Below are 12553 nucleotides of genomic sequence, written 5' to 3' on the forward strand. Positions count from 1 at the left end.
CATCCCGCCTCCGGGGGCTCAGGCCGGCCGCCTCGGGCGCTCCTCCAGCATCGGGAACAGCGCCACCCCCGCCAGCGCCTGCCGGCGCTGCGCGGCCGGCGGCGGCGTCCACTCGTAGACCCAGGTCTCGGTCAGCGCCTGGCCGTCGGCGCGCAGGTACAGGCGCAGGCCGATCGGTTCGGCGCCGTCGTCGGGCGGCACCACGTCAAACATGGCGCGCCAGCCCTGCACCGATGCGAGCGGCCGGGCCGAGGTGATTTCCACCGTGCCGCGCGTGGCGGTGATGACGGCCTCGACCCTGGCGCCGGGGTCGAGCAGCGCGAAGCTGCCGCCCGCGAAGTCCACCGCGAAGCGCCAGGAGAAAACCCGGCGCGGCTGCCCCACCACGCCGCCCAGGCCGGTGCGGGTGGCCACGCAGCGTGCCAGCGGCGGGCGCGAGGGCAGGGGGTCGCTGCCCCAGTGCAGCCGGTAGCCCAGCCGCAGTTCGTCGCCGGGCCTGGCCTTTTGCGCCGGCTCCCAGAAGGCGACGATGTTGTCGAAGGTCTCGTCCCGCGTCGGGATCTCGATCAGGTCGACCGTGCCCTTGCCCCAGCCGGCCGTGGGTTCGACCCACAGCGAGGGCCGGCGCTCGTAGAACACGCCGTCGTCCTGGTAGTGGTCGAAGTCGCGGTCGCGCTGCAGCAGGCCGAAGCCGCGCGGGTGGTCGTCGGCAAAGGCGTTGAAGCGCAGCTGCGGCGGGTTGACCAGCGGGCGCCAGATCCATTCGCCGGCGCCGGTGTGCATCGCCAGGCCGTCGGAGTCGTGGATCTCGGGGCGCCAGTCGTAGGCCATGCGCCGGTCGTTCTCGCCGGTCTGGTACATGCTGGTGCAGGGCGCCAGGCCCAGGCGCTCGATGGCGGTGCGCGGGTAGAGCGTGGCGTCCACGTCCATCACCAGCGTGTCGCCGGGCGTGATCGCGAAGCGGTAGGCGCCGCTGATGCTGGGCGAGTCGAGCAGGGCATGCACCACCAGCGTGGCCGCGCCCGCGGCCGGGCGCTCGATGTAGAACTCGACGAAGTCCGGAAACTCCTCGTCGCGCGCCACCGCCGTGTCCACCGCCAGGCCGCGCGCCGACAGTCCGTACTGCCGCGTGCCGCCCACGGCGCGGAAGTAGCTCGCGCCCAGGAAGGCGGCCACGTCCTGCTGCGGCGCGGTGTGGAAGTTGACGCGAAAGCCGGCGTAGCCCAGGTCCTGCGGCAGCATGCCGGCATCGAGGTGGCTGCTGCCGTAGTCGAACAGCGCCGGGTCGTAGGCCAGCTCCTGCGCCTGCCCGCCGGCCACCTCGTAGATCTGCACCGGGCGCTTGAAGAACATGCCCAGGTGGAACAGCTTGACGTGGAACAGCAGCGCCGGATCGTCCGCCCACAGCGCATGCTCGTCGCGGAAGCGGATCGCCTGGTACTCGTCAAAGCCCAGCGCGGCCACGCTGTCGGGCACCTGCGCCGCCGGCGCCCGCCAGCTACCGGCCGCCAGCGCGCGGGCGCGCTGCCGCAGCCAGGCGGCATCGAAGGCCCGCGGCGCGCCCAGTGGTTTCAGCCCGGCGGCCTGCGCGGCGGGCGAGAGCAGGGCGGCGCCGAGGGCGCCGCCGAGGAAGCTTCGTCTTTTCATGCGGTCGGGGTGTGGGTATCGGGAGAAAACGGGAGAAAGCGGGAGAAAGCGGGAGAAAACCGAAAGCATACGGCGGCGCGCGATGGCGCGGCGGGCAGCCTGGGGGCGCTATGCTGCGCCATTCCCACTGCAAAGAGAGACACCATGAAAGCCACCTGGAACGGCAAGACCATTGCCGAGAGCGAAGACACCGTGCTGGTCGAGGGCAACCACTACTTTCCGCCCGAGTCGCTGAACCGCGACTACGTGACCTTCAGCAACCACCACACCACCTGCCCGTGGAAGGGCCAGGCGAGCTACTACTCGCTGCTGGTGGAGGGCGAGATGAACACCGACGCGGCCTGGTACTACCCCGAGCCGAAGCCCGGCGCCGAAGAGATCCGCGGCCGCGTGGCGTTCTGGAAGGGCGTCAAGGTCGCGCCCTGATGCTATCAAAATAATAGCTATAAGCCCAGGTGCTGCCTGGGCTTCAGCCATTTTTGTTCATCAAAGGCCGGTGTCAGGCCTTCCAGGCGCCCCGGTGCGAGGCGCTGGCTTCTTCCACCAGCGCCGGGCCCACGCATTCGATCGGCAGCGGCGAGGCGGCGAACACGTCGCGGCAGGACAGCTCGGCATCCACCTGGTCGGCGCGCTCGCCCCGGAACACGCGCAGGCGCACCGCGTCGATGCCGTACACCACGCGGCCGATGGCCGACCAGAAGATCGCGCCGGCGCACATGACGCAGGGCTCGCCCGACGAATACAGCGTGGCCTGCGCCAGCACCTCGCGGCCGAAGCGCGGCGAGAGCTTGCGCACCAGCGAGGTTTCGGCGTGCGCGGTGCAGTCGCCGGTTTCGGCATTGGCGTTCCAGGCTTCGTCCAGCACGGTGCCGTCGGGCAGCACGGCGATGGCGCCGAAGGGCCGGTTGCCCCGGCTGCGCGCCACGTCGGCCAGCGCGATGGCGCGGCGCAGGTAGAGGCCGTCGCGTTCGCTCAGTTCGACCGGCTCGGGCAGCAGGCTGTGCGGGGTGGCGGCGTTCACGCGGCCACCTCCTGCGGCACGGGCGCGCAGGCCGCCTTGGCGCCGCAGGAGGCCGGCGCGGCCGCCACGATCGGGATGCTGCCGGCGTTGCCGCGGTGCACCTCCTGCTCGCCGTGGCGCGCCAGCAGCTCCATCAGCTTCTTGCGGATCAGCATGCCGGGCCGGTCGCTGGCCATGGAGTATTCGATGCCGCGGCGGCGCGTGTCGACCACGGCGTCCGGGTCGGTGGATTCGAGGATGTCCTTGTCCTCGCGCGTGATCTCGTCGTCGAAGTCGATCAGCATCTGCGCCGGGCAGTCTTCTTCCGTGTCGTTGCGGAACAGCCATTGGCAGAGCTGGATGCGGCCGTCGTCGATCGGGGTGAAGCAGTTGATGATGACGTGGCGGATGCCCGAGGGGTACTCGATGTCCAGCCGGCGCGAGAACGGCAGGAAGTAGGCGTTGCGCATGTGGCGCGTGGTCACCGCGTCGGCCACGCCGCTGATGCGCTGGAACCGCTGCGGGTTGGCCGCGGGAATCGTGGTCTCGGCGTAGAAGCCGGTGGGCGACTCCACCAGCTCGTAGCGGCTCGGCTTGGGCTGCGAGGCCACGCCGAAGGTGGCGCGGTGCACGAAGCTGAAGTGCGAGTTGTCGAAGGAATTCTCCAGCGCGCGCAGGGGGCTGGTGTTCCAGGTCTCGTAGAACTGGAAGATGGTGCGCCAGCCCTGGGCGCCGAATTCCGGAATGGCCGGGATGTCCTCCACCGGGTCTTCCAGCGCCACCCAGGCGTAGCCGTAGCGCGCCGTGCAGTGGTAGGCCGGCGTGCAGTAGCCCGCCGGGATCGGCTGGCCCGGGTCCAGTTGCGGGATGCCGACCACGCGGCCGCTGCGGTCGTACCGCCAGCCGTGGTAGCCGCACTGCAGCGTGCCTTCGTGGCACCAGCCCTTGGACAGCTTGGCGGTGCGGTGGCAGCAGCGGTCTTTCAGCGCGGCGGGCTGGCCGTCGCCGTCGAGGAACAGCACGATGTTCTCGCCCAGCAGGGTGAAGGGCCTGGGGCCGTCGGCCAGGTCGGTCAGCGGCATGACGGCATGCCAGAACCTGCGGAAGACGGGTTGGCGGGTGGTGAGCATTGGAGAGGTCCTTTCGGTCGGAGCAAGAACAAGAGCAATGACCTGCCGTGGGGAACGGTTGAATCGCTTCTACTCTCGGTGGATGGGGAATCGATGGGTCAGCGCGGCGCCGGCGCGGGCCGGGCGCCGTCGGGCAGGGTCTCGGCGCTGACGCGGAACACGTGCTGCTCGGGGTCGGTCAGCACCGCCTGCCATTGGCCGTAGTAGGTGGCATAGGGCATCTTGAGCACGCGCCCGCCGAGGCTGCCCACGCGCGCGGCCACCTCGTCCACCGCGGCGGGCGTGGGCAGCATGAAGGTGGCATAGGCGGTGACCGGGGCGGTGCCCTGCTCCGGCGGTGCGCGCTCGGCCAGTTCGAGCAGCGCATATGCCGGCCGCGCGTTGAAGCCGAACTGCACGCCCTCGGAATGCAGCGCGCGGTAGATCGGCGAGCGGCTCTGCTCGGCCTCCTGCCAGCCCAGCAGCCGGCGGTAGAACTGCATCTGCGCCTCGACGTCCTGGCACAGCAGGTTGAACCACAGTTTCATGCGGGCTCCTTTTGCGGGAGGCCGTAGGTCTTGAGGTACATCTCGCGCAGGTGCTCGCCGGCGGTGCAGGGCGCATGGCGCGGCGCCTGGCCGGCGGGCACCGTGCCCGGCACCGGCTCAATGCGCGCGAAGTAGTCGGGCTCGTAGAAGAAGGGGATCGAGTAGCGCGGCGCGCCGCCCGAGTGCATGTTGCGCACCCGGTGCGGGTTGGAGTGGTAGCGGCCATTGGTCCAGCGCGGGATCATGTCGCCCAGGTTGACGACGAAGCAGCCGTCCATCGGCGTGGCCGGCACCCAGCGGCCCTCGGGCATGCAGACCTCCAGCCCGCCATGGCCGTCCTGCGCCAGGATGGTGAGGGCGCCCCAGTCGGTATGCGCGCCGGCGCCGAAGGTGCGCGCGTCGGCATCGGCCGGGTGCGCCGGGTAGCGGATCATGCGCAGCGTGACCATCGGGCTCTCGCTGGTGCCGTCGAAGTAGCCCTCGGGCAGGTCCAGCGACAGCGCCATCAGTTGCATCAGCCGGCGCGACAGGGCCAGCATGGCCTGGATGTAGGCCTCGCAGGCGGCGGGCGCATCGGGCAGCTCGGCCGGCCACTGGTTGCCGCCGTAGGTCTGGTAGCCGGCCCGCACGTAGGGGTGGCTGTCCGGGTAGGCCATGCCGCAGTAGAAGCTCTCCTTCAGGTCCGGGCGGGCGGCGGCGTCCAGCGTCTGCGCGCCGAGGTTCTCGAAGCCGCGCATGGTGGGCGAATGCCGCATGTCCAGCGCCTGGCGGGTGGAAAGCGGCAGGTCGAGCAGTTGCTGCGCGAGGCCGAACTGGCGCTGCACCAGCGCGGCCGGCACGCCGTGCCGGCGCACGTAGAAGAAGCCCGAGGCCATGGCCGCCGCGCGCAGTTGCGCCGCCACTTCGGCGCTGCGCGGGCCGCCGGGCGCCAGCGCATCGTGCAGGTCGATGACGGGAATGACCATGTGCGCCCCGTTCATGCCTTGAGCCTGCGCTCGGCGGCGGACGGCAGGAAGCGGTCGGTCCACATGTCGGCCACCGCCAGCGTGCCCTTGAGGCCGAAGGCGGCCACGGTCTCGTCGATGGTGGCCTGCAGCCGCGCGGGCGTGGCCGCGCCCCAGCCGTGGGCGCGGGTATCGGGCGTCTTCATGCTGCCCTCCACCACCAGCTTGAGGCGCTCGTGCTCGATCTCCTCGTTGGCCAGCGGCTCGCGCGCCTTGACGGCCGCGGCGCCGGCGCGCGGGTCGGCAATCGCCTCGATCCAGCCGCGCGTGCTGGCCTTGACGAAGGCCCGCATGGCCTCCTGCTGCTCCATGCTCCTGCCGTTGGCCACCAGGCCGTTGCCGTAGGACTTCACGCCGTAGTCGGAGAAGCGGAAGATGGTGATCTGCTCCAGCCCCATGCCGCGGAGCTTGAGGTTGAGCAGGCCGGTGAAGTAGAAGTAGGCCGAGGCGTCGAAGTCGCCCTTGACGAAGCGCGTGTCGCCGATGTCGGGCGACACATTCTCCCACTTCACGCCCGCGGGGTCGAAGCCCTGCGCCCTGGCGAAGGCCGGAAACAGCTTGCGCGAGGCGTTGAAGGGCTGGCCCAGGATGGTCTTGCCGGCCAGGTCGGCGGGGGTCCTGATCGGGCCGTCCTTGCGCACCAGGATGGCGTTGGGGTTCAGGTCGTACTGGATCGCGACCGCCGCCAGCCGGGCGCCGGGGTTGTTGACGTTGAATTCGATCATGGTCGCCAGGTCGGCCGAGGCGCAGTCGTAGGCGCCGCTGCCCACCAGGCTGATGGCCGCGGCCGAGCCGTTGCCGGTGTCGATGGCCACGTCCAGGCCCGCGTCCTTGTAGTAGCCGCGCTGCTGCGCGAGCAGGAAGCCGGCGGCCGTGGCCTCGACCTTCCAGCCCAGGTTGAACTTGAACTTCTGCAGCGCGCCCTGCGCGCGCACGAAGGGCGTGGCGGCAATGAGGCTGCTGGCGCCGGCGGCGCGGAGGAGAGAACGGCGGTGCATGGCGGGGCGCTCCAAAGGCGGTGTCGTGGTGGGCACGCACTCGCGGCGGCATCGGAAGCAGTGACCCGCCCCAGCCCTTGCGGCCAGACGGCGTGCGCCACCTCTCGAAGCACCGCGGCTGTGCGTACTTCAAGAGCAATTTCCGGCCGTGGCCCTGTGCAGTGGCACCAGACAGGGGCGGGCTGCGCGGGCGCACGGTGAACGCTTCTACTCTCAGTAGAAACCATGCAGCTTTCGTGCCAGGAGTGGCGCCAGGGTGCTATTAAATATATAGCTAAAAGCCCAGGTATTACCTGGGCTTCGGGCGCTTTTTGCCTGAAAAATGCCCTATTCGCCGTCGGGACGGCCGCGCAACGCCTTGGTTTCCGACCTGCGCGCCTTGGCTTCCACGCGGCGGCGCACCGAGGCGCGCGTGGGCTTGGTGGGCTTGCGCGCGGTCTGCACCTGCGCGGCCTGGTCGACCAGCGCCTGCAAACGCTCCAGGGCGTCGGCGCGGTTGAGTTCCTGCGTGCGGTGGCGCTGCGCCTTGATGACGACCACGCCGGCGGCGGTGATGCGCCGGTCGGGCAGGGCGCGCAGGCGCTGCTTCAGCTCGTCCGGCATGGACGAGGCGGCCACGTCGAAGCGCAGGTGGATGGCGCTGGAGACCTTGTTGACGTTCTGCCCGCCCGCGCCCTGGGCCCGTATCGCCGTGACCTCGATCTCGTCCTCGGGGATGGCCCAGGCGGGCGGGGCGGGCGCCATGCTCAGCGCCGCGTCATGCCAGCAGATCGCGCAGCGTGCGGGCGACGACCTTGGTGGCGCGGCGCAGGTCTTCGAGCAGCAGGCGCTCGTCGGCGCGCTTGGCGTGCGACTCCAGCACGCTGCGCGGGCCGGCGCCGTAGATCACGCCGGGCACGCCGGCCTCGCCGTACAGGCGCACGTCGGTGTAGAGCGGCGTGCCCATGGCCGGGATCGGCTGGCCGAAGAGCGCCGCGCCGTGCTTCTGGATCGCCTCCACCAGCGGCCGGTTGCCCGGCAGCGGACGCATCGAGCGGGCCAGCAGCATGCGGCGGATGTCCACGCCGATGCCGGGCACGCCGGCCGCCGCATCGGCGATCACCTGGCGGATCGTGGCCTCGACCTCGGCCGGGTTCTCCTCGGGGATCATGCGGCGGTCGAGCTTGAACACGACCTTGCCGGGCACCACGTTGGTGTTGGTGCCGCCTTCGATGCGGCCCACGTTCAGGTAGGGGTGGCGGATGCCGGCGACCTGCGACATCACCTGCTTGTAGAGCGTGTTCTGGGCATACAGCGCATTCAGGATCGCGACCGCGCCCTGCAGCGCATCGACGCCGCTGTCGGGGATGGCGGCATGGGCCATCTTGCCGTGCACCGTCACCTCCATCTGCAGGCAGCCGTTGTGCGCGGTCACCACCTCGTAGGAGAAGCCGGCGGCGATCAGCAGGTCGGGCTTCGTCAGGCCCTGCCGCAGCAGCCAGCCCGGGCCCAGCTCGCCGCCGAATTCCTCGTCGTAGGTGAAGTGCAGCTCGACGCCGCCCTTGAGCGGCGCGCCCAGGGATTCGAGCGCGCGCACGGCAAAGGTGAAGCTCGCGAAGTCGCTCTTGCTGACGGCGGCGGCGCGACCGTAGAGGCGGCCGTCCTCGATCTGCGCGCCGTAGGGGTCGCGCGTCCAGCCTTCGCCGGGCGGCACCACGTCGCCGTGGGCGTTCAGGGCCACGGTGCGGCCCTCGCCGTAGCGGCGGCGCACGATCAGGTTGGTGATCGACTCCATGCCGTAGGCGCGCACCTCGGCTTCGGGCACCGGATGCCGCTCGGCCTCGAAGCCAAAGCCCTGCAGCAGCGCGGCGGTGCGCTCGGCATGCGGCGCGTTGTTGCCCGGCGGTGTGTCGGTGGGCACGCGCACCAGTTCCTGCAGAAAGCGCACTTCCTCGTCGAAGTGGGCGTCGATCCAGGCGTCCAGGCGCTCGTAGTCGGTGGTGGTGGCGGCGGCGGTGGTGGTCATGGGGTCAGGTCGGGGTGTCGGCGGCCAGTTGGGCCAGCAGGTTCTGGAAGGCATGGACGGCCAGGTCCATGTCGGCGCTGGTGCTGCTCTCCAGCGGGTTGTGGCTGATGCCGGAGTTCTCGCCGCGCACGAACAGCATGGCCTGCGGCATGCGCTGGTGCAGCTTCATCGCGTCGTGGCCGGCGCCGCTGGGCATGCGGTAGAGCGGCAGGCCGAGCGCGGCCACGGCCTGCTCCCAGCGCTGCTGCCAGGCCGGCGCGCTGGGCGCGGCGGCGGCGCGCTCGGTCTGCTCCAGCGTGTGGTGCACGCCGCGGCGCGCGCAGATCTCGGCCAGGGCCGCGCGCACGTCGGCCTCCAGCGCATCGCGCTGCGGGTCGTTCGGGGCGCGCATGTCCAGCGTGAAGCGGCAGCGCCCGGGCACCACGTTGATCGAGCCGTTGGGCACCTGCAGGATGCCGATGGTGCCGACCGAGTCGCCGTCGCGCGCGGCGCGCTGCTCCAGGTACAGCGCCAGCTCGGCCACGGCGGCGGCGGCGTCGCGGCGCCGCGCCATGGGCGTGGTGCCGGCGTGGCTGGCGGTGCCGATCACCTCGCACACGTAGCGCACGCTGCCATTGATCGAGGTGACGATGCCCAGCGGCAGGTCCAGCTCGTTGAGCACCGGGCCCTGCTCGATGTGCACTTCCACGAAGCCCAGGTAGCGCGCCGGGTCGCGCCGCAGTGCGGCGATCGCCTCCAGCGTGGCGGGCAGGCCCGCGGCCCGCATGGCGTCGCGCATGCTGATGCCCTCGGCGTCCAACTGGTCCAGCCATGCCGGCTTGAAGTCGCCGATGAGCGCGCCCGAGCCGAGGAAGGTGGCCTTGTAGCGCTGGCCTTCTTCTTCCGCGAAGCCGACCACTTCGATGGCGAAGGGCAGGCGCCGGCCTTGCCGGTGCAGCTCCTGCACGCAGGCCATGGGCACGTAGATGCCGAGCCGGCCGTCGTACCTGCCGCCGTTGCGCACCGTGTCGTAGTGCGAGCCGGTGAGCAGCGCGCGGGCGGACAGGTCGCTGCCGTGGTAGCGGCCGACCACGTTGCCGACCGCGTCGATGCCGACCTCGTCGAAGCCGCAGTCGCGCATCTGCTGCGCGATGTGCCGGGCGCAGGCCTGGTGCGCCGCGGTCAGGTAGGTGACGGTGAGCTGGCCCTGCTCGGCAAAGCCGGGGTCGCTGTACTGCGCCAGCGACTCATGCCAGTCCCACACCCGGTCGCCGAGCAGCGGCGCCACGCCGAACTTGTCGCCCAGGCGGATCTCGGCGATGCGGTGGATGTTGCGCAGCGCCTCGGCGCGCTCGAAGTCCGGGTGGTTCTGCAGCCGGCGCGCGAAGGTCTCGATGATCTGCTGCTTGCCCAGGCCGGTGCCGCGCGGCCCGCGCACCGCCAGGATGAAGGGGAAGCCGAAGCGCGCGTTGTAGTCGGCGTTGAGCTGCTGGATGCGCGCGAACTCCTCCGGCGTGCAGTGGGTGAGGCCGGCCTTGCTCTGCTCGTGCGCCGACTCCGCCGTGAGCGTCCGCGCCACCATGGCCTTGCCGGCCAGCTCCGGGTGGGCGCGGATCAGGCCCAGTTGCGCCTCGGCCGGCGCGGCGGCCACGGTGCGCGCCAGCGCATGCTTGAGGTGCGCGAGCGAGGCAAAGGGCGCGGCGGAGGCCACCGTCTGCTCGACGATCCAGGGCGAGTGCTCGTAGAGGCCGTCGAGCAGGCGCGCCGCCTCGGCCGGCGTGGCGGCGTTGAGTTGGTCCAGGGTCAGGGTCATGGTCGGACGCTTTCGCTATAGGGGTGGGCGGCCTGCCAGTGCCGCGCGATGTCGATGCGGCGGCACACCCACACGCGCTCATGCCGCGCGATGTGGTCGAGGAACTTCTGCAGCGCCACGATGCGCCCGGGGCGGCCGAGCAGGCGGCAGTGCATGCCCACGCTCAGCATCTTGGGCGACTCGGCGCCTTCGGCATAGAGCGCGTCGAAGCTGTCGCGCAGGTAGGTGAAGAAATCCTCGCCCTGGCTGAAGCCCTGCGGCAGCGAAAAGCGCATGTCGTTGGTGTCCAGCGTGTAGGGCACGACCAGGCGCGGCACGGTGGTGCCGTCGCTCTTCTGCACCTTCATCCAGAAGGGCAGATCGTCGCCGTAGTAGTCGCTGTCGTAGAGCGTGCTGCCCTCGTCGGCCACCAGGCGGCGGGTGCGCGGGCTGTCGCGGCCGGTGTACCAGCCGAGCGGGCGGGTGCCGGTCATCTGCTCGATCGTGTCCAGGCCCAGCCGCAGGTGCTCGCGCTCGGTGGCCTCGTCCACGCCCTGGTAGTGGATCCAGCGCCAGCCGTGGCAGGCGATCTCGTGGCCCAGTTCGACGAAGGCCTGCGTCAGCTCGGGGTGCCGCTGCAGCGCCATGCCCACGCCGAACACGGTCAGCGGCAGGCCGCGCTTCTCGAACTCGCGCAGGATGCGCCAGACGCCCACGCGCGAGCCGTACTCGTAGATGCCCTCCATGCTCAGGTGCCGCTCCGGGTAGCTGGCCGGGTTGAACATCTCCGACAGGAACTGCTCGGAACCCGCGTCGCCATGCAGCGTGGCGTTCTCGCCGCCTTCCTCGTAGTTGAGGACGAACTGCACCGCGATGCGCGCCCGGCCGGGCCACTGCGCCTGCGGCGGGTTGCGGCCGTAGCCCACCAGGTCGCGCGGGTAGGGAAGGGTGGTGTCGTAAACGGTCATCTTGAAAGTGCCCGGGGGGTCAGGCCAGTGCCTTTGCCAGGTCGTTGCTGGGGAGCTTGCGGTCGAACACCAGGCTTTGCTCCACGTGCCGCAGGTGCTCGTCCATGAGCTGCACCGCGCGCTCCTCGTCGCGCGCGGCCAGCGCCTTGACGATCTCGGCATGCTCGGCATAGGAGTGCGCGGCGGCGCTGGAGGACTGGTACATCAGCGTGATCAGTGCGCAGCGCGAGATCAGGTCGCCCAGCAACTGGGCCAGCACCTGGTTGCCCATCAGCTCGGCCATGCGCACGTGGAAGTCGCCCAGCAGCTCGGTGCGGCCAGAGACGTCCTCGCGCTCCACCGCGGCCTTCTCCAGCGCCACGTGGGCGCGCAGCGCCTTGAGCCGCGCGGGCGTGGCGCTGCGCGCGAACTCGCGCGCCATGCCCGACTCGATCATGCGGCGCACGGCGAACACCTGGCGCGCCTCGTCGGCCGAGGGCGCGGCCACGAAGGCGCCGCGCGCGGGCTCCAGCGTGACCAGCCGGTTCTGCGACAACTGGAACAGCGCCTGCCGCACGAGAGTGCGCGAGACGCCGAAGTGGTCGGCCAGCTTCTGCTCCGCCAGCTTGGTGCCCGGGTGCAGCCGGTGCTCGACGATGGCGCGCGTCAGGGCCTCGACGATGCTGTTGGTGGAAGATGTCTCCATGGCGAAATGATAGTGCTTGCCACAGAAAGTGTATACACTTTTGGTTCACCAAATTGCGCTGCGGCGCTTTCCACCCTTTTCCAAGGAACCGCCATGGGCCTCAGCACCCACGTACTCGACACCATGCACGGCTGCCCCGCGGCCGGCATGGCGGTTGCGCTCTACACCACCGCGGGCGACAGCGCCACGCTGGTCAAGCGCCTGACGCTCAACCAGGACGGCCGCACCGACGGCCCGCTCTACGGCGACGGCGAACTGCGCGCCGGCACCTACCGGCTGGAATTCGACGTGGCGGGCTACTTCGCCGCGCGCGGCGTGGCCCTGCCGCAGCCCAATTTCCTGGGCCAGGTCAGGCTCGACTTCGGCGTGGCCGACACGCGGCAGCACTACCATGTGCCGCTTCTGGTCAGCCCGTGGAGCTATTCGACCTACAGAGGCAGCTAGTCCTGGCCCTCGGTCAGGGTGTGGAGCTGGAATCTCCCGCTCTTGTCCCACAGCCAGGTGTCGGTATAGACCACCTTGCCCAGGCGCAGCGGCACCGGAAAGGGCGATGCCTGGCGCACGGTGCGCTCGATCTCGGCCACCACCTCGGGCGCGTGGCGCGGGGCGCGCATCCAGTCCAGGCGCGTGACGCGGCCGCGGGCGTCGAGGAAGACCTGCAGGGTGCCGACCGCATAGAGCATGGGCGGCAGCCGGCCCTTGTAGATGCGCTCGGCGTTGAGCGCGTAGAGGTGCGCGGCGCCGTCCTTGCGGTAGGCGAGCGGCGTGGTGGCGAGGGAGGCGGGCGCGGGCGCTGGCGCTGTCTCTTATACACATCT

Annotated in this window: 13 protein-coding genes and 1 pseudogene; 2 read left to right on the forward strand and 12 right to left on the reverse strand. The window is 70.6% G+C overall.

What is annotated here, in order from left to right; translation table 11 throughout:
* Positions 1–18: 18 nt before the first annotated feature.
* Positions 19–1647, reverse strand: coding sequence for a glucan biosynthesis protein (locus tag JHD63_RS09235; RefSeq protein ID WP_198970454.1), 1629 nt, complete (start codon positions 1645–1647; stop codon positions 19–21).
* A gap of 144 nt (positions 1648–1791) precedes the next feature.
* Here JHD63_RS09235 and JHD63_RS09240 point away from each other — a divergent pair, with 144 nt between their 5' ends.
* Entirely contained in the window at positions 1792–2073 is a 282-nt protein-coding gene (locus tag JHD63_RS09240; RefSeq protein WP_198970455.1) for a DUF427 domain-containing protein, read from the forward strand.
* 73 nt (positions 2074–2146) lie between these two features.
* Here JHD63_RS09240 and JHD63_RS09245 read toward each other — a convergent pair whose 3' ends face one another.
* The 10 genes from JHD63_RS09245 to JHD63_RS09290 form a co-directional block, all read right to left on the reverse strand.
* On the reverse strand, positions 2147–2668 hold the full coding sequence (locus JHD63_RS09245) for a nucleoside deaminase (protein ID WP_198970456.1): 522 nt from the start codon (positions 2666–2668) through the stop codon (positions 2147–2149).
* A complete protein-coding gene (locus JHD63_RS09250) occupies positions 2665–3777 on the reverse strand; it encodes an aromatic ring-hydroxylating oxygenase subunit alpha (protein ID WP_198970457.1) in 1113 nt (370 codons plus the stop codon). The genes JHD63_RS09245 and JHD63_RS09250 overlap by 4 nt, the downstream gene beginning before the upstream one ends.
* A gap of 98 nt (positions 3778–3875) precedes the next feature.
* On the reverse strand, positions 3876–4304 hold the full coding sequence (locus JHD63_RS09255; RefSeq protein ID WP_198970458.1) for a VOC family protein: 429 nt from the start codon (positions 4302–4304) through the stop codon (positions 3876–3878).
* On the reverse strand, positions 4301–5284 hold the full coding sequence (locus tag JHD63_RS09260) for an isopenicillin N synthase family dioxygenase (protein ID WP_233167846.1): 984 nt from the start codon (positions 5282–5284) through the stop codon (positions 4301–4303). Before JHD63_RS09260 ends, JHD63_RS09255 begins: the two co-directional genes overlap by 4 nt.
* A complete protein-coding gene (locus tag JHD63_RS09265; protein WP_198970459.1) occupies positions 5281–6306 on the reverse strand; it encodes an ABC transporter substrate-binding protein in 1026 nt (341 codons plus the stop codon). Before JHD63_RS09265 ends, JHD63_RS09260 begins: the two co-directional genes overlap by 4 nt.
* A gap of 327 nt (positions 6307–6633) precedes the next feature.
* Positions 6634–7050 carry an alternative ribosome rescue aminoacyl-tRNA hydrolase ArfB gene (gene arfB / locus JHD63_RS09270; RefSeq protein ID WP_198970460.1) on the reverse strand — a complete coding sequence of 139 codons (417 nt, stop codon included), beginning with the start codon at positions 7048–7050 and terminating at the stop codon, positions 6634–6636.
* Positions 7051–7063: 13 nt separating this feature from the next.
* A complete protein-coding gene (locus tag JHD63_RS09275; RefSeq protein WP_198970461.1) occupies positions 7064–8311 on the reverse strand; it encodes a M20 family metallopeptidase in 1248 nt (415 codons plus the stop codon).
* Positions 8312–8315: 4 nt separating this feature from the next.
* Positions 8316–10103, reverse strand: a complete 1788-nt coding sequence (gene uraD, locus JHD63_RS09280) for a 2-oxo-4-hydroxy-4-carboxy-5-ureidoimidazoline decarboxylase (protein ID WP_198970462.1) — start codon at positions 10101–10103, stop codon at positions 8316–8318.
* Positions 10100–11050 (reverse strand): allantoinase PuuE, encoded by a 951-nt coding sequence (puuE, locus tag JHD63_RS09285; protein WP_198970463.1) that lies wholly within the window; start codon positions 11048–11050, stop codon positions 10100–10102. The genes uraD and puuE overlap by 4 nt, the downstream gene beginning before the upstream one ends.
* A 19-nt stretch (positions 11051–11069) precedes the next feature.
* Positions 11070–11735, reverse strand: coding sequence for a GntR family transcriptional regulator (locus JHD63_RS09290; protein ID WP_198970464.1), 666 nt, complete (start codon positions 11733–11735; stop codon positions 11070–11072).
* Positions 11736–11828: 93 nt separating this feature from the next.
* On the opposite strand from JHD63_RS09290, the gene uraH reads away from it, so the two are divergent.
* Positions 11829–12179, forward strand: coding sequence for a hydroxyisourate hydrolase (gene uraH / locus JHD63_RS09295; RefSeq protein ID WP_198970465.1), 351 nt, complete (start codon positions 11829–11831; stop codon positions 12177–12179).
* Here the strand turns inward: uraH and JHD63_RS09300 are convergent.
* Positions 12176–12523: pseudogene (locus tag JHD63_RS09300) on the reverse strand (hypothetical protein); the annotation flags it as partial. The gene uraH and the pseudogene JHD63_RS09300 sit on opposite strands and share 4 nt — an antisense overlap.
* Between the last annotated feature and the right edge of the window lie 30 nt (positions 12524–12553).

The sequence above is a fragment of the Xylophilus sp. ASV27 genome (genome assembly GCF_016428875.1).
Classification (GTDB): domain Bacteria; phylum Pseudomonadota; class Gammaproteobacteria; order Burkholderiales; family Burkholderiaceae_C; genus Xylophilus.

What these genes read in the sequence shown, in the direction of transcription:
- uraH (WP_198970465.1), top strand. Translation starts at nt 11,829, where the DNA reads ATGGGCCTCAGCACCCACGTACTCGACACCATGCACGGCTGCCCCGCG.
- JHD63_RS09290 (WP_198970464.1), bottom strand. Translation starts at nt 11,735, where the DNA reads ATGGAGACATCTTCCACCAACAGCATCGTCGAGGCCCTGACGCGCGCC.
- JHD63_RS09240 (WP_198970455.1), top strand. Translation starts at nt 1,792, where the DNA reads ATGAAAGCCACCTGGAACGGCAAGACCATTGCCGAGAGCGAAGACACC.
- JHD63_RS09250 (WP_198970457.1), bottom strand. Translation starts at nt 3,777, where the DNA reads ATGCTCACCACCCGCCAACCCGTCTTCCGCAGGTTCTGGCATGCCGTC.
- JHD63_RS09255 (WP_198970458.1), bottom strand. Translation starts at nt 4,304, where the DNA reads ATGAAACTGTGGTTCAACCTGCTGTGCCAGGACGTCGAGGCGCAGATG.
- uraD (WP_198970462.1), bottom strand. Translation starts at nt 10,103, where the DNA reads ATGACCCTGACCCTGGACCAACTCAACGCCGCCACGCCGGCCGAGGCG.
- arfB (WP_198970460.1), bottom strand. Translation starts at nt 7,050, where the DNA reads ATGGCGCCCGCCCCGCCCGCCTGGGCCATCCCCGAGGACGAGATCGAG.
- JHD63_RS09265 (WP_198970459.1), bottom strand. Translation starts at nt 6,306, where the DNA reads ATGCACCGCCGTTCTCTCCTCCGCGCCGCCGGCGCCAGCAGCCTCATT.
- JHD63_RS09235 (WP_198970454.1), bottom strand. Translation starts at nt 1,647, where the DNA reads ATGAAAAGACGAAGCTTCCTCGGCGGCGCCCTCGGCGCCGCCCTGCTC.
- JHD63_RS09260 (WP_233167846.1), bottom strand. Translation starts at nt 5,284, where the DNA reads ATGAACGGGGCGCACATGGTCATTCCCGTCATCGACCTGCACGATGCG.
- JHD63_RS09275 (WP_198970461.1), bottom strand. Translation starts at nt 8,311, where the DNA reads ATGACCACCACCGCCGCCGCCACCACCACCGACTACGAGCGCCTGGAC.
- puuE (WP_198970463.1), bottom strand. Translation starts at nt 11,050, where the DNA reads ATGACCGTTTACGACACCACCCTTCCCTACCCGCGCGACCTGGTGGGC.